Below are 1,567 nucleotides of genomic sequence, written 5' to 3' on the forward strand. Positions count from 1 at the left end.
GGATCACATGTCATCCCTAAATGATGTTCAAGGGCAATTTCAGCAGCGTTTTCAACTTGTTGAGGTGTGCCACCTAACACGGAACACAATCCTGCAGCAGCCATGGCTGAAGCCGATCCAACCTCACCCTGACAGCCAACTTCAGCACCCGATATAGAGCTTCGATGTTTAATAAGCCCACCAATAGCACTTGCTGTTAATAAAAAATCTCGAACTTGCGCTTGACTACCTTGCTGATGATGAACAAAATAATAAATAACCGCTGGTATAACGCCGGCAGCGCCATTTGTTGGTGCGGTAACCACTGTATTGCCAGCTGCATTTTCTTCATTAACTGCCATAGCATAGGCACAAAGCCAATCATTGACTGTTGCATTATTTTTGCCAGTTTGAAGATTTTCATGCAGCGATTTAGCCCGGCGCTTAATACTAAGCCCGCCAGGCAACTCGCCATCCGTTTGCAATCCTTTGTCAACACAAGCTTGCATGGCTTGCCATATACCATCAATACCATCGAACAATGTTTGCTCGATTAAATGTTCAAGTTCGTTAGCTTGCTTCATTGTTGCAATTGATAAATGACTATCTGTCGCCATGGTTAACATGTCAGCCGCCGATGAAAATGGATATTGGCACGACGTATAATTTTGCATTTTGAGTGGCGCTTGTAGGCTGTCAATCTCTTCTGCAGTATTGATAAATCCACCACCAATTGAATAATAAGTTTGTGAAAGTAGCGACTGATTAGACTGATCAATAAGATCAAAAATCATACCGTTTGGGTGTGATGGCAAGGACGGCCCCTTATCAAATACAATATGTGTATCTGGTATAAATCCAACATCAAGACCTTGATTGATATGAATATGCTTTTTGTGCCAAACCTGAGCAATCAATTCGTCAATATTAATATCAGTTAAACTGTGTGGTGTATGCCCATGAAGCCCTAAAGCAACAGCACGATCTGTTGCATGTCCTTTGCCAGTAAAGGCCAAAGACCCTCTTAGCGTACAACGAATAAACAATGTTGTAGTGTCAGATTCTGACAAATCAAGATCGGCAATTAATTTGATAAAATTATCTGCCGCAATCATCGGTCCAAGCGTGTGTGAGCTTGATGGACCAATGCCAATTTTAAATAATTCTAAAACACTAATAAACATAACAACCTATTATCAACTTATCTCAATAAATCTAATTTTATGAGGTTTTTACCACTTATATCAAGATTGTTAACAAGGGTACTTTTAAGTGTTTTTTTAGTCTCCAATAAAGCCTTTTTTCAGATTTAAAATCTTTATCTCAAGTGGTTGAATTATTAAATTCATCATCAATAACCAATGACCACTTATTCTAATTTTCTAAACGAAAAATTTCTATATATACCGTTTTTCCAATACTAGACACAGGTTGTGGTTTTTTGTTTATTTACTCAACCCGATTATTTTTTGCGTCATCCCGCAGAGAAGTTGTGGGACACCGCAAAAGTTTTGCCAAGCACCACATTTTTTTTGCCAAGCACCGCAAAAGTTTTGCCAAACACCGCATGGCCTCGTGCCAAGCACCA

1 protein-coding gene is annotated in these 1,567 nt (G+C 39.4%); it reads right to left on the bottom strand.

The genetic code is table 11. The features are described 5' to 3' along the window. The coding region (locus PSN35_RS07665; RefSeq protein WP_300031709.1) for an L-serine ammonia-lyase at nt 1-1,163 on the bottom strand (1,163 nt) is incomplete at its 3' end. Nucleotides 1,164-1,567 lie beyond the last annotated feature (404 nt).

It is taken from the genome of Candidatus Thioglobus sp., from assembly GCF_028599055.1.
Classification (GTDB): domain Bacteria; phylum Pseudomonadota; class Gammaproteobacteria; order PS1; family Pseudothioglobaceae; genus Thioglobus_A.